The organism is Actinomyces radicidentis, assembly GCF_001553565.1.
Taxonomy (GTDB): Bacteria; Actinomycetota; Actinomycetes; order Actinomycetales; family Actinomycetaceae; genus Actinomyces; species Actinomyces radicidentis.
This window is the reverse complement of sequence record NZ_CP014228.1, coordinates 39,388-61,155: the sequence shown is the minus strand read 5'-3', so window position 1 is coordinate 61,155 and position 21,768 is coordinate 39,388. Positions and strand designations below refer to the sequence as shown.

16 protein-coding genes, 1 tRNA gene, 1 other RNA gene and 1 pseudogene are annotated in these 21,768 nt (G+C 73.6%); 15 read left to right on the top strand and 4 right to left on the bottom strand.

Annotated elements, in window-relative coordinates; all coding sequences use genetic code 11:
* Window positions 1–53 precede the first annotated feature (53 nt).
* Window positions 54–2,870: pseudogene (locus AXF14_RS00285) on the bottom strand (ATP-binding cassette domain-containing protein).
* Between the two features lie 204 nt (window positions 2,871–3,074).
* On the opposite strand from AXF14_RS00285, the gene AXF14_RS00280 reads away from it, so the two are divergent.
* Window positions 3,075–3,147, top strand: a tRNA-Arg gene (locus AXF14_RS00280).
* Window positions 3,148–3,196: 49 nt separating this feature from the next.
* Complete coding sequence (locus tag AXF14_RS00275; RefSeq protein ID WP_067938952.1) at window positions 3,197–4,102, top strand: SGNH/GDSL hydrolase family protein; 906 nt, start codon at window positions 3,197–3,199, stop codon at window positions 4,100–4,102.
* A 294-nt stretch (window positions 4,103–4,396) separates the two neighbouring features.
* On the opposite strand, the gene AXF14_RS00270 is transcribed toward AXF14_RS00275, so the two are convergent.
* Window positions 4,397–5,503 (bottom strand): IS110 family RNA-guided transposase, encoded by a 1,107-nt coding sequence (locus AXF14_RS00270; protein WP_067938949.1) that lies wholly within the window; start codon window positions 5,501–5,503, stop codon window positions 4,397–4,399.
* 328 nt (window positions 5,504–5,831) lie between these two features.
* Between AXF14_RS00270 and AXF14_RS00265 the strand changes: the two genes are divergently transcribed.
* The 3 genes from AXF14_RS00265 to AXF14_RS00255 all read left to right on the top strand — a co-directional run bounded on the left by AXF14_RS00265 (window position 5,832) and on the right by AXF14_RS00255 (window position 10,074).
* Window positions 5,832–7,568 carry a GTPase domain-containing protein gene (locus AXF14_RS00265; protein ID WP_067938945.1) on the top strand — a complete coding sequence of 579 codons (1,737 nt, stop codon included), beginning with the start codon at window positions 5,832–5,834 and terminating at the stop codon, window positions 7,566–7,568.
* Entirely contained in the window at window positions 7,565–9,103 is a 1,539-nt protein-coding gene (locus AXF14_RS00260) for a GTPase (protein ID WP_067938942.1), read from the top strand. Before AXF14_RS00265 ends, AXF14_RS00260 begins: the two co-directional genes overlap by 4 nt.
* Before the next feature lie 344 nt (window positions 9,104–9,447).
* Window positions 9,448–10,074: a single-stranded DNA-binding protein gene (locus AXF14_RS00255; RefSeq protein ID WP_084355228.1), complete on the top strand. Its 627-nt coding sequence runs from the start codon at window positions 9,448–9,450 to the stop codon at window positions 10,072–10,074.
* On the opposite strand, the gene AXF14_RS00250 is transcribed toward AXF14_RS00255, so the two are convergent.
* Window positions 10,058–10,570, bottom strand: coding sequence for a TY-Chap domain-containing protein (locus AXF14_RS00250; protein ID WP_067938939.1), 513 nt, complete (start codon window positions 10,568–10,570; stop codon window positions 10,058–10,060). The genes AXF14_RS00255 and AXF14_RS00250 overlap by 17 nt on opposite strands.
* A gap of 133 nt (window positions 10,571–10,703) precedes the next feature.
* On the opposite strand from AXF14_RS00250, the gene ftsE reads away from it, so the two are divergent.
* The 9 genes from ftsE to AXF14_RS00210 all read left to right on the top strand — a co-directional run bounded on the left by ftsE (window position 10,704) and on the right by AXF14_RS00210 (window position 19,802).
* Window positions 10,704–11,393 (top strand): cell division ATP-binding protein FtsE, encoded by a 690-nt coding sequence (gene ftsE / locus AXF14_RS00245; RefSeq protein WP_067938936.1) that lies wholly within the window; start codon window positions 10,704–10,706, stop codon window positions 11,391–11,393.
* 21 nt (window positions 11,394–11,414) lie between these two features.
* Window positions 11,415–12,332, top strand: a complete 918-nt coding sequence (ftsX, locus tag AXF14_RS00240) for a permease-like cell division protein FtsX (protein ID WP_067938933.1) — start codon at window positions 11,415–11,417, stop codon at window positions 12,330–12,332.
* Window positions 12,333–12,335: 3 nt separating this feature from the next.
* Complete coding sequence (locus AXF14_RS00235; RefSeq protein WP_236755687.1) at window positions 12,336–13,676, top strand: M23 family metallopeptidase; 1,341 nt, start codon at window positions 12,336–12,338, stop codon at window positions 13,674–13,676.
* A 115-nt stretch (window positions 13,677–13,791) separates the two neighbouring features.
* Window positions 13,792–14,334 carry an SsrA-binding protein SmpB gene (gene smpB, locus AXF14_RS00230; protein WP_067938930.1) on the top strand — a complete coding sequence of 181 codons (543 nt, stop codon included), beginning with the start codon at window positions 13,792–13,794 and terminating at the stop codon, window positions 14,332–14,334.
* 436 nt (window positions 14,335–14,770) lie between these two features.
* The gene (locus tag AXF14_RS00225; RefSeq protein ID WP_169798232.1) at window positions 14,771–15,991 is read left to right on the top strand and encodes a DUF2207 family protein; all 1,221 of its coding nucleotides are present in this window, start codon (window positions 14,771–14,773) and stop codon (window positions 15,989–15,991) included.
* Between the two features lie 286 nt (window positions 15,992–16,277).
* Window positions 16,278–16,648, top strand: a transfer-messenger RNA (tmRNA) gene (gene ssrA / locus AXF14_RS00220).
* 349 nt (window positions 16,649–16,997) lie between these two features.
* Window positions 16,998–17,384, top strand: coding sequence for an SLC5/6 family protein (locus tag AXF14_RS14050; RefSeq protein ID WP_211260103.1), 387 nt, complete (start codon window positions 16,998–17,000; stop codon window positions 17,382–17,384).
* An 18-nt stretch (window positions 17,385–17,402) separates the two neighbouring features.
* Entirely contained in the window at window positions 17,403–18,509 is a 1,107-nt protein-coding gene (locus AXF14_RS00215; RefSeq protein ID WP_211260102.1) for a sodium:solute symporter family transporter, read from the top strand.
* Between the two features lie 57 nt (window positions 18,510–18,566).
* Window positions 18,567–19,802: an aminotransferase-like domain-containing protein gene (locus AXF14_RS00210; RefSeq protein ID WP_067938926.1), complete on the top strand. Its 1,236-nt coding sequence runs from the start codon at window positions 18,567–18,569 to the stop codon at window positions 19,800–19,802.
* 106 nt (window positions 19,803–19,908) lie between these two features.
* On the opposite strand, the gene AXF14_RS00205 is transcribed toward AXF14_RS00210, so the two are convergent.
* Window positions 19,909–20,538 carry an NADPH-dependent F420 reductase gene (locus AXF14_RS00205; protein ID WP_150118366.1) on the bottom strand — a complete coding sequence of 210 codons (630 nt, stop codon included), beginning with the start codon at window positions 20,536–20,538 and terminating at the stop codon, window positions 19,909–19,911.
* Between the two features lie 117 nt (window positions 20,539–20,655).
* On the opposite strand from AXF14_RS00205, the gene AXF14_RS00200 reads away from it, so the two are divergent.
* Entirely contained in the window at window positions 20,656–21,711 is a 1,056-nt protein-coding gene (locus tag AXF14_RS00200) for an LLM class flavin-dependent oxidoreductase (protein WP_067938918.1), read from the top strand.
* Window positions 21,712–21,768: the final 57 nt, after the last annotated feature.

Here is a 21,768-nt window from a genome sequence, read left to right as displayed (position 1 = left end):
GGGGCGGGTGCGCGCGGGACGCGGAGCGGAGCTCCCGGTCCGGCGGGGCCCGCTCAGCGGTGGCCGCGGCGGGCGAGACCCACCCAGCACGCTCCGAAGCACACGACGCCGATGGCGGCGAGCATCGTGGCGTCGAACCACCACTGGCTGGTCGTGTGGTCCCACAGGCCGTCGGCGCGGTCCGGGAGGATCGTGTTCATGTCGACCGTCGCGCTCGCCATCGCGTAGCCCCAGCGCGCCGGCAGCAGCCAGGAGAGCTGCTCGAAGCCCGGCCGCCCCTCGATCGGGATGACGCCGCCGGCCAGCACCAGCTGCGCCATGATGATGACGACGAGCACCGGCATCACCTGCTCGGAGCTCGACACGAAGGCGCTCACCGCCAGGCCCAGCAGCCCGGACACGAAGGCCACCGCCCAGCAGCACAGCGCCAGCTCGAGCCCGCCAAACCCGGCCCACAGGGCGTCGTCCGGCCCCGGGTTGAGGAGCAGCGCCACGCCCACCATGAGCGCCGTCTGCACCGTCACGATGAGCGCCAGCACCACGGTCTTGGCGACGAGGTAGGCGCCGTCTCGCAACCCCACCGCCTTCTCGCGCAGGAAGACGTCGCGCTCGCCGACGAGCTCGCGGATCGTCGCCGCCATGCCGGAGAACGCGGCGCCGGTGATGAGGATGACGAGCAGCTCGAGGGCCTGCATCTAGGGCAGCCTCGGCACCTCGCCCGGCTGGATGACCTGGACGGGTGGCGCGGAGAAGCCGTCGGGCCCCTCGATCGCCTTCGTGAGCACGCCCATGATGAGCGGCAGCACGAGCATGAAGGCCAGGTAGGACGGGTCGGCCGCCGCGATCCGCAGGTGACGGCGCACGAGCGTGGAGACCTGCCGCAGCGCCGACTGCTTCGGCTCCTGCTTCTCCGTCACCGGCCGGCTCGTGCGCACCTTCTGCCCGTTGCCGCGGCGCGTGGACGGGACCGTGGCCTCGAGGTGGGCGCGCAGCTCCTCGGTGTGGTTGCGGATGAGGGCGTACACGTCCGCGAAGCCCTCGATGGCCGGCGGGTCCGCGAAGCCGCCGCGCTCGGCGACGTGCTTGACGCGCCCCGCGGCCGCGAGCTCGCTGAGGCGCTCCTTGAAGGAGGGGAGGACCTGCGACGGCGCCCCGTAGTACACGGGCTTGCCGCCGGCGGCGAGGATGAGGACCTTGTCCGCCCGGTCGATGTGGTTCTCGTTGTGGGTGACCACCATGACGGTGCGGCCGGTGTCGCCGGGGCGGGTGCCGTGGGCGAGGGTGGCGAGCAGGTCCATGACGTCGCGGTCGAGCTGGGGGTCCAGGCCCGACGTCGGCTCGTCGAGGAACAGCAGGGACGGGCTGGTCAGCAGCTCGATCGCGGTGGAGACGCGCTTGCGCTGACCGCCGGAGAGCTTCTTGACGCGCTTGTCGACGTGGTCGGCGAGGTCGAGGTCCTCGAGGACCTGGTCGATGCGCTCGCGGCGCTCTGCGGCGGTGACGTCCTTGGCGAAGCGCAGCTCGGCGGCGTACTCGAGGGTCTGGCGGACCGTGAGGGCGGAGTGGACGACGTCGTTCTGGGGGACCACGCCGATCTTGTTGCGCATGACCGGGTAGTTCTCGTAGACGTCGAGGCCGTTGAAGAGAACCTGCCCCTCCTGCGCCTTCTGCTCGCCCGTGAGCGCCTTGAGAAGGGTGGACTTGCCGGCGCCCGAGGGGCCGACGACGGCGAGCAGCTCGTGCCCGGGCAACGAGAAGGAGATGCCGTCGAGCAGGCGCAGCCGGCCGTTGTTCACGGAGAAGGTGAGGTCGCGGCCCACGAGCTCTCCGCCGGCGTCGGCCACCTGGACCTCGCACAGGCCGTCCGGGCGGATCGAGACGAAGGTGGACCCCATGCCGATGACGGTCGGCTCGGTGACGAGGACGTCCTGAACCTTCCGGCCGGCGACGTACATGCCGTTCGTGGAGCGCAGGTCGGTGACGCGGATGCCCTGCGCGGTGAGGTCGACGCGGGCGTGGCGGCCCGACACGAGCGGGTCGGCGAGGACGAGGGCGTTGTCCGGATGGCGGCCGATCGTGCCCGAGGCGGTGATGCGCACGGAGCGGACGGTGCGGCGGGCGCCGGCTGGGAAGCCGCCGGTGGAGGCCGACGGCGCCGACTCCGCGAGCAGGGGGCGCGCGGACTCCGCGCTCGCGGCCGCCAGCGGGACCTGCTGGGTGGCCGGGACGGATGCGGACTGAGCCGGGACGGGTGCGGAGGGGGCCGACGGCGCTGCTGCGGACGCGCTCGACGGTGCCGAGGTGGGGCCGCTGCCGTAGGAAGCAGGAGCCGACGGCGTCGCACGGGCCACGGCGGAGGCGTGCGGCTGGGCCGCGGAGGGGACCGACGGCGCTGCTGCGGACGCGCTCGACGGTGCTTCGGATGCGGTGGCCGAGGACGGGGCGCCTCCGTACCCGGCGGCTGGCGCGCTCGGGGCACCGGGCGTGGTGCCGTAGGCCGCCGGGCGATGAGCCTGGGGCGCCTGCGGACCGGCCGCCTGGCGCTGCTCGCCGCCCGGCTGCGTGCCGCCTGGCTGGGGGTCGGGCGCCGTCGTCGTCATAACCGGCATGAGTGCGAGCCCCGGACCTGAGGCGTCGCCGAGCTGGACCCGGGTGCCCTCCGTGATGAGCGCCGAGCGCGTCGCCCGGCCGTTGACGAGCATCCCGTTGCGCCCCTGGCACTTGACCAGCCAGCCCTGCGGCCCCGGCGTCACGAGCAGGTGCCGGCGCGAGACGAGCGGGTGGACCACCTGCACGTCGCAGTCGGGCGTGCGCCCCACCGTGAACGGCGCAGTGAAGGTGCGCGGCTCAGCAGGGGAGTGGGCGGACAGTGACCGGACGACGAGGGAGGTCGGGGCACGGGGGTCCTTCCGGGAGGGGACACGGCCGAGGCCGAGTCGATCTCGTGGGGTGCTTCATGTCACCCTACCGGCGCCCGACCGGCCACCACCCCGCGCGCCCCGGTCACAGGATGGGGACAACTCCCACGTGCCGTAGTCTTGGCGCGCTCCCGACGCCCGAGGCGGCTGGGGCGCGCCTCCGTAGCTCAATGGATAGAGCATCGGCCTTCTAATCCGCAGGTTGCCGGTTCGAGTCCGGCCGGGGGCACCGACGCGCTCGCGGCAGGGCGGCTCCGGACAGTGCCAGGATGACCGGCATGAGCGCACCGTCCTCCGTCGCAGTCCTCGGCTCCTCCTACGCCGCCGGCCCCGGCGTCCCGCCCGTCGAGGACGTCGCCGCCATGCGCTCGGGCGCGAACTACGCGCACCTGCTCGCCGAGCGACTCGGCGCCCGCCTCACCGACCTCACCGTCTCCGGCGCCACCACCGGGGCGATCCTCGACACGCCCCAGACCACCTGGAACGGCGTGAGCATCCCGCCCCAGATCGACGGCCTGCCCGCCGACGCCGAGCTCGTCACCATCACCGCCGGCGGCAACGACCTCGGCTTCATCGGCGCGACCATGTCCGCCGCCGCGCGCGCCGCGGGGCCCGACTCGGAGGTCGCCGCGCTCCTCGCCGCCATGGCGGGAGGCTCGGCCGGCGACGCGGCCGGCGACACAGCCGAAGGCGGTGCAGCCGACGGCACGGACGGTCCCTCCGCCTCCGGTGACGGCACCGCATCCCGTGGATCCGACGCCGCTCCCGCGCTCCCGCCCGTCCCGGTCCCCACCGACGACGACGTCGAGCGCACCGCCGCCGGGCTCGCCCGCGTCGTCGACGCCGTTCGCGACCGCGCCCTGCGAGCCCGCGTCCTCCTCGTCGACTACCTCTCCCTCCTCGGCCCCGGCACGACGCCGGAGGCCGCCTCGGTCAGTGCCCCGGACCTCGACGCCCTCCGCACCGTCCAGGCCGCCCTCGAGTCCGCCTTCGCACGCGCCGCCGAACGCAGCGGCGTCGAGCTCGTCGCCGTCTCCGGGCTCAGCAGCGAGCACGCCCTCGGCTCGGCGGAGCCCTGGGTGACGGGCCTCGTCCCGACCCGCCGCGGCCTCGCCGGCTCCTACCACCCGAACGCCGTCGGCATGCGCGCCGTCGCCGACGCGCTCGCGGCCGTGCTCGGCTGATATGTAGGGGTTTCCTGTCAAGTGGCAGGGTGAAGAGGGGCATCCACTGGCCGGTGGGTGCCCCCTCTTCGGCGTTGGCCGGTGGGGTGGGGGTGGCGTGTCTGGTGTTGACGCGTGGTCAGTCTGATATGCGCGGGTCTGTGTGCCGCATGACGCTGGTTTCGGTGGGAGGAGCTGGCTTGTCTGAGGTCGAGCGTGCCCTTGGGGGTGCTCACAGTCGAATCGCCGGTGTCCTCCTCACGCTGCTTCCCCTCTGGGCCCTGGTGGTGCCGGTCAGCGCGGTCTGTGGGGGTTCTAGTGGTCCATGACGGCCAGGGACCAGCACCAGGCTGCGAGCTCCCGGGCGATGGCGGTGTTGGCGATCGTGTGACGTTTGTGGTGGCTGGCCAGGGTCTGCCAGCGCCTGTTCAGGCGCCTGTTGCCGGTGTCGGCCCGGGTGGCGACGTCCCCGGGGACCTTGGCCCATGCGGCTCGCAGGGCGGGGCCGGGGCGGTAGGGGCTCTTGTGCTGCCAGGCGGCTTCGGTCAGGAGACGTCGGGCGTGGGTGTTGCCGGTCTTGGTGATGCCGCCCTGGGTGCGGGTCTGGCCCGAGGAGTGCTCGCAGGGGACCAGTCCGAGGTAGGAGGCGATGGTCGCGCCGGTGAAGCGGTGCCAGTCGCCGATCTCGACGGCGAGGGCGAAGCCGGTCAGTGTGGAGATGCCTCTCAGGCAGGACAGGCGGGCGGTGACGGGGGTGAACTCACTGTCGGCGGCCAGGGCGGCGATGGCGGTATCGAGGCGGTCGCGTCGTGCCAGGGTGTGGGTGACGGTGTCGTAGGCGTCGTCGAAGGCCGCGGTGGCGCCGGCGCCCAGGGCGGGGACGTCCTCGCGGCGCAGTGCGCGCAGCCAAGCGTCGTGGGCGGGTCCCCAGGTGGTCTTGCCGGGGTAGACCCATCCGCGGCGCAGCAGCATCTTGGACAGGCGGTGGCGGGCGGCCATGAGGTCGGTGCGGGCGTCGTCGCGGGATCGCACCAGGTCGCGGGCGCCCTCCTGGGCCAGGGTAGGGATGCGCACGGGCGTGATCGTGCCGTTCAGGGCGCACTCGGCCAGGAACATCGCGTCGGTGCGGTCGGTCTTGACCCGCTGTCCGGCGGGGCGGGCCAGCTTCGAGGGTGCGGCGACCTGCACCCGGTGGCCCGCGGCGGTCAGCTCGCGGGCCAGTCCGAAGCCGGTGGGGCCTGCCTCGTAGGTGATCAGCAGTGGTCCGTGCTCGGCGGCCAGGCGTGAGGCCAGGTCGATGGTGTGGCTGTACTCGCCGTCCAGGCGGCGTTGGATCACCTCGCCGGTGAGGGTATCGATGGCGGCGGCGCTCACGCTGCGGGCGTGAACGTCCAGCCCCAGGCTTGTACGCTCAGTAATCACCAGGGTCTCCTATGCATGTCGGCACCCCGCAGCGGTCCCCTAACGACCGCCTCGGTGGTGATCCACGAAGGTTGCATACGCGAGGCCCTGGCCCACAAGACCACGACGGCCTCGCGCACCCCCATAGCGTCTGAGGGGCCCGCGCGGTCCCGCTGCTCACCACGAGGTCGCCCGTGGCCCCCGGTGCGAACCGGGAGTCACGGGCGACCTCCGCCCCAGCGCCGGCCGGCGCGGTACCGAGCCGTGCCGTCGGCCGTTCCTCGGGGCGTGGGACGCACCCCGCGAACCAATACCCGGGACCGTGACGACCCACTCCTAAGGTGGCCCCATGGCCCTCCCCGATCCCTCGAGCCCCGACGGCGACGCCCCCGTCACCGCGCTCAGCCGAGGCCGGCTCTCCGACGTCCTCAGCGACACCCTCACCTCCCTCCAGTCCCTCCGCCTCCCGCTCGCCACCGACGGCGTCGACGAGGCCCGCCGCCTGCGCGACCGCCTCACCGACCAGCTCCGCGACCAGGTGCTCCCGCGCCTCGCCGACGCCGACGCCCCCGCCGTCGTCGTCGTCGGCGGCTCCACCGGCGCCGGCAAGTCCACCCTCGTCAACTCGATCCTCGGCTCCGAGGTCTCCGAGGCGGGCATCCTGCGCCCCACCACGCGCACACCCGTGCTCGTCGCCAACCCCGAGGACGCCCCCGCCCTCGCCGAGCACCCCGTCGCCCAGGTCTGCCGCACCGTCGCCTCCGACGTCGTCCCCGCCGGCCTCGCCCTCGTCGACGCCTCCGACCTCGACTCCGTCCACGCCGGCAACCGCCGCCTGGCCGCCCGCCTCCTCGAGGCCGCCGACCTCTGGCTCTTCGTCACCACGGCCGCCCGCTACGGCGACCACACCCCCTGGGCCTCCCTCGAGGAGGCCGCCCGTCGCGGCACCCCGACCGGCGTCGTCCTCAACCGCGTCCCCGACGCCTCCCTCAAGGTCGTGCGCCGCGACCTCCTCGAGCGGCTCGAGGGCCTCGGGCTCGCGGACGCCCCCTTCTTCGTCGTGCCCGACGTCGGCCCCAACGAGGGCCTCCTCCCGGCTGAGCGCGTCGCCGAGCTGCGCGCCTGGCTGCGCGCCCTCGCCGGCCGGCACCGCGCCGCCGGGCTCCTCAGCCGCACCGGCCGCGGCGTGTGGACCACGATGCGCGCCGACCTCACCGCCCTCGCCGACGCAGTCGACGCCCAGACCGACGCCGCCGCCGCGCTCGACGCCTCCCTCACCGCCCTGCCCGAGCAGCGGCTCGTGGCCCTGCGCGAGGACCTCGACACCGGCCGCCTGGGGGAGGGCGCCCCCTCGACCCGCTGGGTCTCCCTCGCGTCCTCCGGCGGACCCCTGGCCTCCCTCGCTCAGGGGGAGCGGCTGCGCCGCGGGCTCCTCGGGCGCACGGAGAAGGCCCGCACCGGGGCCCTCGCCGCCGTCGCCGAGGAGGCGCGCGCCTCCCTCACCGCCCGGCTCGACGCCGCCGTCGTCACCCTCGCCACCGAGGCCGACCGCCTGCGCGCCGCCGCGACGAGCCCCGAGACCGACGCCGCTCCCGCCGACGCCGCTCGGGCCGATGACGCCCCGACGCCGGGCGACGCCGCGCCCACGAGCACCGGCGAGCCCGGCACGGCGCCGGCCGCCGCCGTCGACGAGACCGCCGCCCGCCGCGCCGTCGCCGCCTGGGCCGACGCCGTCACGGCGCTCCCCGCCCTCGCGCAGCCCCCTGCCGGCCTCTCGTCCGACGCCGCCCGCGACCTCGTCCTCGCCGCCGCCGTCGGCGTCGACGGCACCCGCGCCGCGGCGTCCCGTCTCGGCCTGGACGAGCCCCTCGCCGACGCCCGCACCGGCCTCGACGCCACGATCGACCGCGCCCTCGCCGACGCCGTCGAGTCCCCTGCCGCGGCGGACGTCGCCCGCACCGCCGGTGAGCCCGCCGCACCCGCCGAGGACGCCGCCCTCACCGCCCCCGACCCCTCGCTCGCCGCGGCCCTGCGCCTGCGCGCCGGCGAGCTCACGCCCCTGACCCGCCCCGGAGCCGCCGCATGACCACCGCCCCCACCACGTCCTCCACCAGCGCGCGCCCTGAGCCGGCCGCGCGCCCCGCCGGCCGCCACCGCGCCGAGTCCGAGTACTCCGCCCGCCTCTCGACGCGCCTCAGCACCCTGCGCGCCGCCCTCACCACCGCCGGCGACGAGGTCCCCGCCTGGCTCTCCGGCCCCGCCCGCGAGGGCCTCGACCGCGTCGAGGAGCGCCTCAAGCTCGGCGTCGACCACACCGTCGTCGCCCTCTTCGGCGGAACGGGCTCCGGCAAGTCCTCCCTCTTCAACGCCCTGACCCGCCTCGACTTCGCCGACGTCGGCGTGCGCCGCCCGACCACCGCCGTCGCCGCCGCCTGCTCCTGGGGCGACGACGCCGAGGCCCTCCTCGACTTCCTCGGCGTCGCGCCGAAGCGCCGCATCCGGCGCGAGTCCCTCCTCGACGCCCACGACGAGGACGAGCTCGCCGGCCTCGTCCTCCTCGACGTCCCCGACTACGACTCCGTCACCACCGACCACGCCCTCCAGGTGGACCGCCTCGTCCCCGTCGCCGACATCCTCCTGTGGGTCGTCGACCCGCAGAAGTACGCCGACGCCGCCCTCCACGAGGGGTACCTGCGCGAGCTCGGCGCCCGCCAGGAGGACATGCTCGTTCTTGTCAACCAGGTCGACACCGTCCCCGAGGCCGGCGTCCAGCCCCTCCTCGACGACGTCCACGCCCTCCTCGCCGCCGACGGCCTCACCGACGTCGAGGTCCTCCCCGTCTCCGCCGTGCGCGGCGACAACATGGCCCGCCTCCGCGAGATCCTGCGCGGCCGCCTCGGCATCGAGTCCAACGCCGCCCGCACCGCCGACGCCGAGCTCGACGCCATCACCGGCCGCCTGCGCGGGGCCGTCGCCCCCGAGCGCGTCGCCCACGACGCCGAGGTCGACGCCGCCGCCGCGAACGCCCTCATGCGCGCCAGCGGCGCCACCGCCGTCGCCGACTCCATCCGCACCGGACTCGCCCGGCTGCGCCCGCCGGCCCTCGCCCACCCCGGCTCGCCCGCCGTCTCCGAGGCCGAGGCCGTGCGCAGCTCCTGGCTCGCCCGCACGACGCCCGGCCTGCCCGAGCCCTGGGTGCGGGCCGTTGACGCCGCCGCCTCCCGCCCCGCGCCGCTCGCCTCCGCCGCCGGCGAGGCCGCCGCGGCCGTCGAGCTGCCGGCCGGTCGTCGCGCCGGGATCGAGATCGCCTGGTGGCTCGGCCTGCTCGCGCTCGTCGCCGGCGTCGCGTGGGGCGTCGTCGCCGCCGCGACCGGCGGAGCGATGGGCGGTGCCGGGGGAGCGGCGACGGCGGTCATCGCGCCGGCCGTGCTCGTCGTGCTCGGGATCGTCCTGCTCGTGTGGTCGCGGGCCGCACGCCGACGCCGCGCCGCCCGCGAGGCCGAGGCCTACGCCGCGCGCGTGCGAGAGCGCCTCGACGGCGTCGTCGCCGCCGAGCTGGCGACGCCCGCCGACAACGTCCTGCGCCGCCACGAGGTGCTCCAGGCCGCGCTGGGGCTCTGAGCCCGGCACCGGTCGAGCGGGCCGGAGCGTGACCGTCGCGTCGGGTCCGCTGCGTCGTCGCGCGCTCTTCCCGCGTGATGGCGCCCCTCCTCGGCATGCGCGGCCTGTCGCGCAATGACGGGTGCGCGACGTGAGGGGGTGGGACGTGAGGGTGTACGGCACCCCAGGGCGGCCTCCCCGGACCCGGGCCGCACAGGCGCCGCGGTGAGGGGCTGCTCCACAGACGTCGAACACGACCGAGCGGGTGCGGACGGCTCCGCGGAACGCTGGTCGAGGACCGGCGCAGAGGCCGGCCCGGCCGACGCAGCAGCCGGCCGCAGCACGCGTCCCGTAGGAGCACCACCATGACCCGCCAGCCCGAGCTCACCGTCCAGGCCGTCCTGGGCACCAACCCCGTCCTCAGCCACGTCGGCGAGGACAAGCGACCCTTCTGCCGATTCCGCGCCGCCACCACGCCGTCGGTCCGCACCTCCGACGGCGGCTGGCGCGACGGCGAGACCGTCTGGTTCACCGCCAAGGCCTGGGGCGCCCTCGCCGAGAACCTCGCCTTCTCCCTCCACAAGGGCGAGCCCGTCCTCCTCCACGGCCGCCTCGGCCAGGAGACCTGGACCGGCGAGCGCGGTGAGTCCACGAGCAACGTCCTCACCCTCATCACCGCCGGCCACGACCTCAGCCGCGGCTACAGCCGCTACACGCGCTCCGGCGACGCCGCCGCCTCGGGCTCCGCCCCGTCCGCCGCCTCCGCGGACGGGGCGTCGGGCGCCCCGGACGCCACGGGCGCCCAGGGCTCCTCGGGGCTCGCGCAGGAGCACTGGGAGACGGCCGTGCCCGGCACCGACGGTCCTGGCGCGGAGGAGCCCGCCGCGACGGACGGGACCGACGCCTCCGGCCTCGAGGGCGCCGCGAGCGAGCAGGACGCCCCGCCCTACCTCCTCGCCGACCTCGAGGAGGGCATCAGCCTGCCAGCGTGACGAGGTGGTCGAGGTCGGCCGGGTGCGACACCCGCAGGATCTCGATGAGCGCGCGCGTCACGGCCTCCGCCGCGGCGCCCGCCTCGGGCACGAGCCGGCGCAGGAGGTCCTCCTCGCGCGACCAGCCCAGCAGCCCCAGCTCGTCGCAGGCGTCCGCGCTCAGCAGCACCCGGCCGGCCGCGTCCAGCACGGGCGCGTCCACCTCGACGCCGTCCCCGCGCCGCAGCAGCACGAGGCCCGGCACCTCCGGGCTCGGCGTCCGCTTCGGCCCGCGCCGCAGCCACGAGCGCAGCCCGCCGCGCGTCGCCACCGACTCCTCGGTCACGACCGGCGCCGGCGCCGCCAGCAGGATCGTCGTCCCCACCGGCGCCTCCTCGAGGTACCGCGCCAGCGACGGGATGAAGGCCTGCCACGAGCCGCGGTCGACGACGTCGTCGAGCGGGGCAGGGGTGGTAGCGCCGTCGTCAGCAGGGTCAATGGGGGAGGAGGCCGTCATGCGGTCAGGGTATCGGGGTGGGCGCCACAGCACTCACCCGCGTGTCCGGCGCCCCGCCCCGCCCCGCCCTCGCTACGGTGACCGCGAACCGGGGTGCGCTCGCACCCGTCTCGGCCAGGAGAGCAGACATTCGATGATCCGATTCGACCACGTGTCCAAGGTCTACAAGCGGGGCGCCCGACCGGCCCTCGACGACGTGGACATCTCGATCGAGCGCGACGAGTTCGTCTTCCTCGTCGGCGCCTCCGGATCGGGCAAGTCCACCTTCCTGCGCCTCGTGCTGCGCGAGGAGCGCCCCACCTCGGGCCGCGTCCACGTGCTCGGCCGCGACCTCTCCCAGGTCTCCTCCTGGAAGGTGCCCCAGCTGCGCCGCGAGATGGGCTTCGTCTTCCAGGACTTCCGCCTCCTGGAGTCCAAGAACGTCATCGAGAACGTCGCCCTCGCCTCCCAGGTCATCGGCAAGCCCTCCCACTACGTCAAGACGGCCGTGCCCGAGGCCCTCGAGCTCGTCGGCCTGTCCGGCAAGGAGAAGCGCATGCCGCACGAGCTCTCCGGCGGTGAGCAGCAGCGCGTCGCCATCGCCCGCGCCATGGTCAACCGTCCCAAGATCCTCCTGGCCGACGAGCCCACCGGCAACCTCGACCCGTCCACCTCGGTCGGCATCATGCGGCTCCTGGACCGCATCAACCGCCAGGGCACGACCGTCGTCATGGCCACCCATGACGACGAGATCGTCGACCAGATGCGCAAGCGCGTCATCGAGCTCAAGGCCGGTGAGGTCGTCCGCGACCAGGCCAACGGCGTCTACGGCTCCGACCGCTGAGCCAAGGGAGCGAGCAGAACCATGCGATTCCGATACGTCCTCTCCGAGACCGGCAAGGGCCTCACCCGCAACCTCGCGATGACGGTCTCCGTCATCCTCGTCGCCTTCGTCTCCCTCCTCTTCGTCGGCGCCTCCGCGCTCCTCCAGGCGCAGATCTCCACGATGAAGGGCGACTGGTACGACAAGGTCGAGGTCAGCGTCTACATGTGCCCGCCCTCCTCCTCGTACCCGCAGTGCTCCGCGGGCGAGGCCACCCAGGCGCAGATCGACGCCGTCGAGGACCTCGTCAACTCGACGACCCTCGAGCCCTACGTCGCCTCCTACACGATCGAGTCGAAGGAGGCCGCCTACAAGAACTTCATGAAGGCCTACGGGAACTCCTCGATCGGCCGCAACGCCACCGAGGACATGATGCCGGTGTCCTTCCGCATCAAGCTCACCGACGCCGAGAAGTACCAGGTCGTCGCCGAGCAGTTCGAGGGCCGCGACGGCGTCGAGCGCGTCGTCGACCAGCGCGCCACCCTCGAGCCCCTCTTCCTCGTCATGAACCGCGCCTCGTGGATCACCGGCGGCCTCGCCGCCATCATGGCGCTCGCCGCGATCCTCCTCATCACGACGACGATCCGCCTGTCCGCCATGAGCCGCTCCCGGGAGACCGGCATCATGCGGCTCGTCGGCGCCTCCAACACCTTCATCCAGCTGCCCTTCGTCCTCGAGGGCGTCATCGCCGCCCTCATCGGAGGGCTGCTCGCCGTCGGGGCGCTCTTCGTCGGCGTCAAGTACGTCGTCACCGACTGGCTCGCCGGCTCCATCAAGTTCACCTCCGCCTTCATCGGCACCGGTGACGTCCTGCGCCTGTCGCCCTGGCTGCTGCTGGCGGCGGTCCTCATCGCCGCCCTCGCCTCGGCGCTGTCGCTGCGCAAGTACACGAGGGTCTGACCCGTGGGCTCCACGCACCGAGCCGCCCGGTCCGCCGCCGCGCGTCGTCGGCTCATCGCGACCCCCGCTGGCCGGCGCGGCCGCCTCGCCGTGGCGGTCGCCGTCGCCGTCGTCGTCATGGCCCCCATGAGCGCCGTCCAGGCCGACGAGCGCTCCGACGCCGCCGACCAGCAGTCCTCCGCGCAGCAGAAGGAGCAGCAGCTCACCGCCTCCCTCGAGGGCGTCTCCTCCGAGCTCGGCCAGGCCTACCTCGACCTGCAGAGCGCCACCCAGTCCCTCACGACCGCCGAGGGCGAGCTCTCCACCGCCGAGACCACGCTCGCCACCAAGGAGCGCGAGCAGCAGACCGCCTCCGACCAGCTCGAGGTCGCTCAGGCGGACCTCGACAAGTTCACCAAGGACGCCGAGTCCACCAAGAAGACCGCCGACGAGACCGAGTCCAGCGTCGGCCAGCTCGTCGTCTCCACCTACCAGGGCGACAACTCCCTCAGCTCCTGGTCCTACGTCCTGTCCTCCGACGACGTCGACGAGCTCACGGACCGCGCCGACACCATGGAGATCGCCTCCGGCGTCCAGGAGTCCGCCCTGCAGGCCGCCGAGACCCAGCGCGCCCAGGCCGCCAACCGCAAGGCCCGTCAGGACGCCACCACCGAGCGCGTCACCTCCCTCAAGGAGAAGGCCGACGAGGCCGAGAAGGCCGCCCAGACGGCCAAGGACGACGCCCAGGCCAAGCGCGACGAGGTCGCCTCCCTCAAGAAGGTGAAGGAGGACGCCGCCAAGACCCTTGAGGACCAGAAGGGCGACCTCGAGGCGCAGCTCAAGCAGGCCAGCGCCGACGAGGCCGCGGCCGCCGCCAAGATCGCCGAGATTGACGCCAAGAACCAGGCCTCCGCGGCCTACACGGGGACGAGCGGATCCGTCGACGCCTCCTCCCTCGGCTCCGGGGCCATCGGCCACCCGATCACCGGGACGCTCACGGTCGCCTCGCCCTATGGCTACCGCATCCACCCCATCACGGGCGAGCGCAGGCTCCACGCCGGCGTCGACCTCGTCGCCGCCGAGGGGCAGCCCCAGTACGCCGCGGTCTCGGGCACGGTCACCTACAACCAGAACTCCTCGTGCGGCAACGGGATCTACATCAACGGCGGCGTCATCAACGGCCAGTCGGTCGTCCTCGCCTACTGCCACCTCTCCTCCTACTCCGTGCCCGACGGCGCCACCGTCACCAAGGGCCAGCAGATCGGGCTCACCGGGCACACCGGCGGCGCCACCGGACCCCACTGCCACTTCGAGGTCCACATCAACGGGCAGACCATCGACCCGATGACCCTGCCCGGGTTCTGAGCCGGACGGTCCGGTCGTGCGCGCCGCGCCTTGACGTCTCGCGTAGGCTGAGCAACCGCGTCGGCCGGAGCGCCGTCGTCGCCGCCTCGAGCGGGAAGCAGGGAAGGAGACGCTCATGGCCAAGACGTCCGGCAAGAAGCCCGACAAGCCGCGCAAGCCCACGGCGGGGGAGCGCGCCAAGGTCGCCTCCGACGCCCACAAGACGATCGCCCGCAACATGAAGGCGACGCACGACTACTTCATCGAGGACCGATACGAGGCCGGCCTCTCCCTGACCGGAACCGAGGTGAAGGCCCTGCGCATGGGGCGCGCCTCCCTCACCGAGGCGTGGATCGAGATCGACCGCCACGGCGAGGCCTGGCTCCAGGGCGCGCACGTCCCCGAGTACCTCCAGGGAACCTGGAACAACCACTCCCCGCGGCGCAAGCGCAAGCTCCTCCTGCACCGCGCCGAGATCGACCGCCTCTCCCAGCGGGTCCAGGCCAAGGGCTACACGATCGTCCCGCTCGAGCTCTACTTCATCGGCGGACGCGTCAAGATCGAGATCGCCCTCGCCCGGGGAAAGCAGGACTGGGACAAGCGCCAGTCGCTGCGCGAGGCCCAGGACAAGCGCGAGGCCGCGCGCGCGATGTCGGCCGTCAATCGACGCCAGGGCTGAGCCGCCCGAACGGGGCGGGCACCGTCGCCGTCCTAGCAGCGCGGTCCTCGGGGCTCGCTCGGCCCTTCATCGTGGTCGGTTCTTGCGGGATCCCGCCGATTTCCTCCTTCACCCTTCGGGTGAATTCGGGTGTTCACCCTCCCTTGTGACCGCGGTCCCATCGGGCCCGCATGTGAGGATTGGCGCGGGTGAGATGCGGGTGAGTGACGGGTGAATGCCACGTCACCCGGCCGTGCCCCATCCGGCCCCCCAATCGGCTGGGACCTAAGTCTTGGTGCGCGAAACACCTGTGTCTCGGGCGAGTCACGGCGATGTCGCATTGCTGCAACGCACCGCAAGAAGGCTCGCCCGCCCTGCCCCTGGTGGAGGCCCGCTTGTACGGTCTACCCAGCGACAGGACCTGATGTTTGATGAATCCCCCAAAGAGGGGTCCCCAGTGAGCCCGTCCACGAACCGCCGCGCGACGTTGATCGCCCGCGCCGACGTCGCCGCCCGCGTCGTCGTCATCGCGTGCCTCTGCGTCGTGGCCCTGTGGCTGCTCAACGGCGCTCCCGCCGCCGCGCTGCGCGGCGCCACCCGGGCCCCGCTCGCCGAGACCTCCGACGCCGCCTGGGTCGGCTTCCTCGCCTCCACCCGCTGGGCCGTCACCTGGGCCGTCCTCGGCTCCAGCGTCGTCGCCGGCGCCCTCGCCGGCCGCGTCGGCGCCCTGCGCCGCCGCCTCGAGCGCGACGCCTGGGCCACCCCCGGCGCCACCCAGGCCGCCGACGGCGTCCTCGTCGCCGAGCGCGCACCCCTCGGCCTCCACCCCGGCGTCGGCGGCGCTCTCCTCTCCGACGGCGCCACCGAGCGCGACGTCGTCACCTCGATCGTCGAGCTCGCCTGCCGCGGCCACGTCCGCCTCGAGCAGGACTGCGTCGGCTCCGCCGTCGCCGACGTCGGCCGCCTCCGCGCCCTCACGATCCGCCTCACCGCGGGCGACGATGAGCCCAGCGACCTCGAGCGCGACATCCTCACCGCCCTCGCCGCCCACGGCGGCGCCGTGTCCCCTGCCCGCGACGCCCAGGTCTGGAACGACGTCGTCGCCGGCGGCGTCGACGCCATCGACCGCGCCGCCGTCGCCGAGGGCTACTACCGCCTCCCGCGCCGCGCCATGGTCTCCCGGATGCGCCTGGCCGGCTCCCTCATCGCCGTCGGCGCCCTCCTCATCGCGGCGCTCTTCGCCATGAACGGCCTGTCCGTGCTGTGGGCCGCCCCGGTCGCCGTCGCCGGCCTCGTCGTCGCCGAGCTCGGCCGCGTCGTCCCCGTCCTCACCCTCGCCGGCGCCACCACCGTCCACCAGCTCGAGGCGCACCGCGCCCACCTCCTGCGCAACTCCGCCGCCGACGCCGCCGACGACCTGCGCGAGGGCCGCGTCGCCTCCTCGCTGACCTGGGCCAACGCCTACGCCATCGCCGTCCCGGCCACCGAGGTCGACGGCCCGCTCGGCCGCGGCGAGGCCGCCGGTGTGCGCCGTGGTCACGACTGGCTCGCCCTCTGGCCCGCCTGGGCCCTGACCGGCACCGAGTCCATCGAGGGCACCGTCAACGCCATCGGGCGCGGCACCGCCGAGGAGATCCGCTTCGGCTCCGTCCTCCGGGGCCTGTCCGTGCTCGCCTGAGCGAGCACCCGAGAACTCGGAGCCCCGGTCCTGCCAGGAGGGCCGGGGCTCCTGCGCGTCCGGGCCCGGCTCGCGCGCTCTTCCAGCCCCCCCCCCCGTGGCCGACCGTCAATGCTCTGCTCGACCGCCTCATTTCCAGAAATCAGACGGTCGGCCGATGCATTGACGGTCGACGGTGGCGGGGTGGTGACTCGGGCGCGGGGCTCTGGTAGAGTGGGCAACCGCCCGCACGCGGGCACGTTCCCCGGCTCCGGTGCTCCGGCGCGGACCGGGTGACAACTCCACAGGGGATGATCGGTTTCGACGACGGTCGTGGGTTCAGGAGAAGCGGGTCGAGGATGCACAGTCATCTCGTCAACGCTCTGTGCGAACCAATAGGTGCCGATAACTCTCGCACCGACTTCGCCCTCGCCGCCTGAGCGAGCCTCGAAGTCCGTCAGCCCGGGGACTGCTTCCGCCCCGGTTCCTGGCGTCATCTAGGGAGCCACTGCTGAGGTCCCATGTCACGGGGGACTTCGGGACACTTACGTGACTGAGCCCGTCGGCGTCCTTGCTCGTGTGAGACGCCGGGGCTGAGAAAATCGCTAGCGAGCTGCACCCGGAGAAGTCCTGTTGCACCACCGTCGGACCGGGGTTCGATTCCCCGCATCTCCACCTGTGAACGGCCCGGCCGCCGCCCCGAGAGGGGAGGCGGCCGGGCCGTCGTCGTGCTCACCGGCGTCCTGGCGGGCTCGCCGACGGCGGCGGTGCCGGTCCTCCACCGGCTGTCCGACGACGACGTTCCGGGTGCTCCGCAGTGCCTCGCCGCCTCGCGCACGGAGCCCGCCCCGTCCGGCACGTCCGTGCAGTCCGTCCCGCGCCGCGAGCGCCAGTGCATGAGTATGCAGTCCGGGTACTACGCTGTATCCGCCGCGGCCGCACCCGCGACCCGACGGCCGCCCGCCGTCGGCACCCCAGCAGCAGCGCCGCACCGGCACCCCGGTGCGCGACGGCCCAGGCGACCGCCATGAACTCCCTCCACGCCCTCGACTACGTCGTCATCGTGGCCTACTTCGCCATCATGATCGGCATCGGCTTCTGGTCCGTGCGGCGCACCAAGAACCGCGAGGACTACCTCGTCGCCGGACGGCGCCTCCGCTTCCCCATGTTCTTCGGCTGCATGGCCGCCCTCGCCGTCGGCGGCGCCGTCACGGTCGGCGGCACCGGCAAGGGCTACGGCGAGGGCCTCGCCGGCATCTGGGTCGGTGGCTCGCTCGGCATGGGCCTCATCGCCCTGGGCATGCTCATCTCCTCCAAGCTCAACCGCCTTCGAGCGCTCAGCGTCAACGAGGTCATCGAGCGCAACTACGGGCCCGTCGCCCGCGTCTTCGGCGCCACCCTCACGATCATCTAGACGATCTCGCTGACCGTCGTGCAGATCATCTCCATGGGCGCCATCGTCTCCGGCCTCTTCAACCTCTCGAACACCGTCTCGATGGTCCTCGCCGGCTGCGTCGTCGTCTTCTACACCTTCCTCGGCGGCATGTGGTCCGTGACCATGACGGACATCGTCCAGTTCGTCGTCAAGACCCTCGGCATCGTCATCCTCGTGCCGATCTTCGTCCTCACCAGCCCCCGCATCGGCGGCCTGTCCGGGCTCATCGACAAGGTCCCCGCGCACCACTGGGACATGGGCGCCTACGGCTTCAGCGGCACCCTCTACTGGATCCTCCTCCACGTCCCCGGCCTCGTCATCGGCCAGGACATCTGGCAGCGCGTCTTCACCGCCCACGACGAGCACGTCGCCAAGCGCGGCACCATCCTCGCCGGCTTCTACTCGATCCTGTGCTCCCTGTGCGCCGTCTTCCTCGGCATCGCCGTCCTCGCCGCCGGCATCAAGCTCGACGACCCCTCCCTCGCCTTCGAGGCCGGCGTGAGCGCCTTCCTGCCCACCGGCGTCGCCGGGCTCCTCCTCGCCGCGGCCCTGGCCGCCTGCATGTCCGTCTCCTCAGGCACGATCCTCGCCTGCTCCACCACCGTCTGCAACGACGTCTACCTGCGCTTCGTGCGCGGCGAGAAGTCCTTCGACGGCGGCGCCCACGAGGTCGAGCACGACGCCGAGGGCAACGTCACCACCAGCCGCGACGTGTGGGTCAACCGCGGCATCGCGCTCAGCATCGGCGTCCTCACCATCGTCCTCGCCGTCGCCATCTCCGACATCTTCAAGGCCCTCGACCTCGCCTACGGCTTCCTGTCCGGCTGCGTCTTCGTGCCCGTCTTCTTCTCCTTCGTCCTGCGGCGGATCTCGCCGCGCGCCGGCCTCGTCTCCCTCGGCCTGTCCGCCCTCACGGTCGCCGGCACCATGGCCTACGGCGAGTCCACCGGCCAGGCGGACTTCGCCATCGGCGGCGACTGGCCCATCACCTTCGGCATCGTCGTCGGCCTGGTCCCGTACCTGCTCGTCACGGCGATCGACCACCACAAGGTCGTCCCCAACATCGAGATCGACGAGTCCGAGGCCGCCGCCCTCGACGCCTGAGCCCCGTCGGAGCCAGAGCCGCACCCGCCCTCACCACCCCGCCCCGGGAGGCCCACCGTGTCCACCAGCCCCGACGCCGACGGCGCCGCCGCGCCCCGCCGTCACTACGCCCGACGCGAGAGCGAGTTCCGGCCCTCGCCCGTGCGCGCCGTCTTCGAGCTCGCCCTCGACCCGCGCTACGTCTCACTCGCCGGCGGCAACCCGGGCACGGCGGACCTCCCGCACGAGGAGATCGCCGCGATCGCCGACCGACTCCTGCGCGAGCGCGGCGCCGAGGTCCTCCAGCACGGCTCCGGCGCCGGCGTCCACTCCCTCGAGCCCGTCATCGCCGCGCTCATGGCCCGCCAGGGTGCGAGCGTCGACGCCCGGAACCTCCTCATCACCACCGGCTCCCAGATGGGCGTCGACCTCGCCACCAAGCTCCTGTGCGACCCCGGCGACGTCCTCCTCGCCGAGGGCCCCACCTACGTCGGCGCCATGGGCGTCTTCGGCGCCTACGAGGCCGAGCTCCGCCAGGTCCCCGTGGACGCCGACGGCGTCGACCGCGAGGCCGTCGAGGAGGCGCTCGCCCGTGCCGAGCGCGAGGGGCGCCGCGTCGCCTACCTCTACGTCATCCCGCACCACCAGAACCCCTCCAGCACGACCCTCACCCTCGAGCGGCGCCGCCGCCTCGTCGAGGTCTGCGCCCGCCGCGGAGTCCTCATCGTCGAGGACGACCCCTACGCCTTCGTCGGCTTCCCCGGGAACGACCCGCTGCCCTCGCTCTTCTCACTCAACCCCGACGGCGGCATCCACCTGGGCTCCCTCTCCAAGACCTTCTCCCCGGGCATGCGCGTGGGCTGGATGGCCGCCCCGCCGGACGTGCGCGACCGCCTCCAGATCGCCGGCGAGAGCGTCGACATCCACCCCTCGGTCCTCTCCCAGGAGATCGTCGCCGCCTACGTCGGCACGCCGTCCTGGCGCGAGCACCTCGACGCCCTGCGCGCCGGCTACGCCCAGCGCTGCGAGGTGCTCCTGGACGCCCTGGCCGAGCAGGGGCTCGTCGGCGTGCGCTGGACGCGGCCCTCAGGCGGCTTCTTCACCTGGGTGACGATCGACGGCGTCGATCCGGACACGGACCTGCTCGCCGCCGCCATCGAGCACGATCTCATCGTCGTGCCCGGCAGCTCGTGCTTCGTGCAGGTGCCCGAGCGGGCCGCGGTGCGGCTCGCCTACTCCAACGGCTCGCCGGGGTCGCTGCGCGAGGGAGCGCGCCGCCTCGCCGAGGTCGTCCGGTCCCTGCGCGGCGAGTGAGGGGCCCGGGCCGTGCTCGGCGGCGGCCCGGCGGAGCCGGTGATCCGGTCGGGGTGCTGAGCCTCAGGCGCTCCGCAGGGCGTCTCTGCGGCCCCGCCAGCGCCCGTCAGGCGACGGCGGCCGCGAGCTGGCCGGCGTCGAGCCAGGCGCCGAAGAGGCGCCCGTCGGGGCGGAAGGGGCCTGCCTTCTCCTCGGGCACGGCCACGGCGTCGAAGCCGAGGCGGTCGACGAGCTCGCTCGCGGTCGCGAGCGCCACCGGATCGTCCGAGACGACGGCGAGGGCCCGGCGCGCCCCGCCCTGCTCGGGCGTGCGCGCGGAGCCGAGGAGCTCCTCGTAGGAGACGTGGTTGAGGGCGCGGGCCACGTGCAGGTCCAGGTCGTGCGCTGGATCGAGCGCAGGGGTGGTGTCAGGCACGCCGGCTCCGGCGTCCGCGGTCCCGGTGGCCTCCCAGGGGTTCGTCGCGTCGATGACCGTCCCGCGCGCGTGGGACAGGTCCAGGTCGGCGACGCCGGTGGCGGGCACGGCGAGGACGACGGCGTCGGCGCGCTCCTCGAGCTCGGCGAGGCGGTCCCAGTCGACGAGCTCGGCCTCGGGCAGGACCGACCCGACGATGACCGGGAGCATGGGGGAGGGCCGGGAGGTGATGAGGGTGCTGAGTCCCGCCGTGGCGGCGAGCCGCCCGATGGCCGTGCCCAGCTTGCCCGCTCCGATGATGCCCACGGTCCTGATCGTCATGCCGGGGCAACCCGGCGGCTCCGCTCCGGTATTCCGGGCCACGGCACCGGGACGCCGTCGTCATCGTCACGCCGCCGCACCCTCAGCGATTGAGAGTTCAACTGTTAGGGTCGCGGCATGACGACCGCACCCGAGCCCACGCGTCTCGACCCCGCCTCCCTGCACTTCGGCCTCGACACCTTCGGCGACCTCCAGGACGGCGACTTCGCCGCCACGCTCCGCAAGGTCGTCGACCAGGCGCGCCTCGCGGACCAGGTCGGCGTCCACGCCCTCAACCTCGGCGAGCACCACCGCGACGACTACGCGATCTCCGCCCCGGACACCGTCCTGTCCTACATCGCAGCCGCCACCGAGCGCCTCCACCTCGGAACCGCCGTCATCGTCCTGTCCTCCGACGACCCGGTCCGCGTCTACGAGCGCATCTCCACCCTCCACGCCCTGTCCGGCGGGCGCGCCGAGCTCACGGTCGGCCGCGGCTCCTTCACGGAGTCCTTCCCCCTCTTCGGCTACGACCTGGCCAAGTACGAGGGCCTGTTCGAGGAGAAGCTCGCCATGCTCGTCCAGCTGTGGCGCGAGCGCCCCGCCACCTGGGACGGTGAGCTCGCCCAGTCGCTCAGCAAGCAGGAGCTCTACCCTCCGCTCGACGCCGCCGGCTCCGTCCCGCCGCTGGCGGTCGCAGTCGGCGGCTCCCCGCAGTCCGTCGTCCGCGCCGCCTACCACGACCTCGACCTGCGCCTCGCCGTCATCGGCGGCGCGCCGGAGCGCTTCGCGCCCTTCGCCGACCTCTACCGCCGCGCGCAGGACGGGTTCGGGCACGTGCAGGACAACTCCGTCGGCTTCCACAGCCCCGGTCTCATCGCCGACACCGACGAGGAGGCCGCTGAGGCCTTCTTCCCGCAGTACGCCGCCAACAACAACCGCGTCGGCGCCGAGCGCGGCTGGCCCCGCATGACCCGCGCCCGCTTCGACGACGAGGTCACCCACGGCGCCCTCTTCGTCGGCTCGCCCGAGACCGTTGCCCGCAAGGTCGCCGACGCGATGCTCGCCCTCGGCGCGGACACCTTCGACCTCAAGATCGGCCTCGGCTCCCAGGAGGCGCAGCTGCGCTCCATCGAGCTCCTCGGCACGAAGGTCGCCCCCATGGTCCGCGACATGGTGGCCGACGCCGCCTGATCCCGTGGGCACGACGCCGGCCCGCTCCGTCACGGGCAGCGGGCCGGTGTCGTCGTG

Bases quoted from the DNA above. Each gene is read 5' to 3' on its own strand.
- AXF14_RS00255 (WP_084355228.1), top strand. From the start codon at position 9,448: ATGACCCGCCAGCCCGAGCTCACCGTCCAGGCCGTCCTGGGCACCAAC.
- smpB (WP_067938930.1), top strand. From the start codon at position 13,792: ATGGCCAAGACGTCCGGCAAGAAGCCCGACAAGCCGCGCAAGCCCACG.
- ftsX (WP_067938933.1), top strand. From the start codon at position 11,415: ATGCGATTCCGATACGTCCTCTCCGAGACCGGCAAGGGCCTCACCCGC.
- AXF14_RS00265 (WP_067938945.1), top strand. From the start codon at position 5,832: ATGGCCCTCCCCGATCCCTCGAGCCCCGACGGCGACGCCCCCGTCACC.
- AXF14_RS00200 (WP_067938918.1), top strand. From the start codon at position 20,656: ATGACGACCGCACCCGAGCCCACGCGTCTCGACCCCGCCTCCCTGCAC.
- AXF14_RS00205 (WP_150118366.1), bottom strand. From the start codon at position 20,538: ATGACGATCAGGACCGTGGGCATCATCGGAGCGGGCAAGCTGGGCACG.
- AXF14_RS00275 (WP_067938952.1), top strand. From the start codon at position 3,197: ATGAGCGCACCGTCCTCCGTCGCAGTCCTCGGCTCCTCCTACGCCGCC.
- AXF14_RS00250 (WP_067938939.1), bottom strand. From the start codon at position 10,570: ATGACGGCCTCCTCCCCCATTGACCCTGCTGACGACGGCGCTACCACC.
- AXF14_RS14050 (WP_211260103.1), top strand. From the start codon at position 16,998: ATGAACTCCCTCCACGCCCTCGACTACGTCGTCATCGTGGCCTACTTC.
- AXF14_RS00260 (WP_067938942.1), top strand. From the start codon at position 7,565: ATGACCACCGCCCCCACCACGTCCTCCACCAGCGCGCGCCCTGAGCCG.
- ftsE (WP_067938936.1), top strand. From the start codon at position 10,704: ATGATCCGATTCGACCACGTGTCCAAGGTCTACAAGCGGGGCGCCCGA.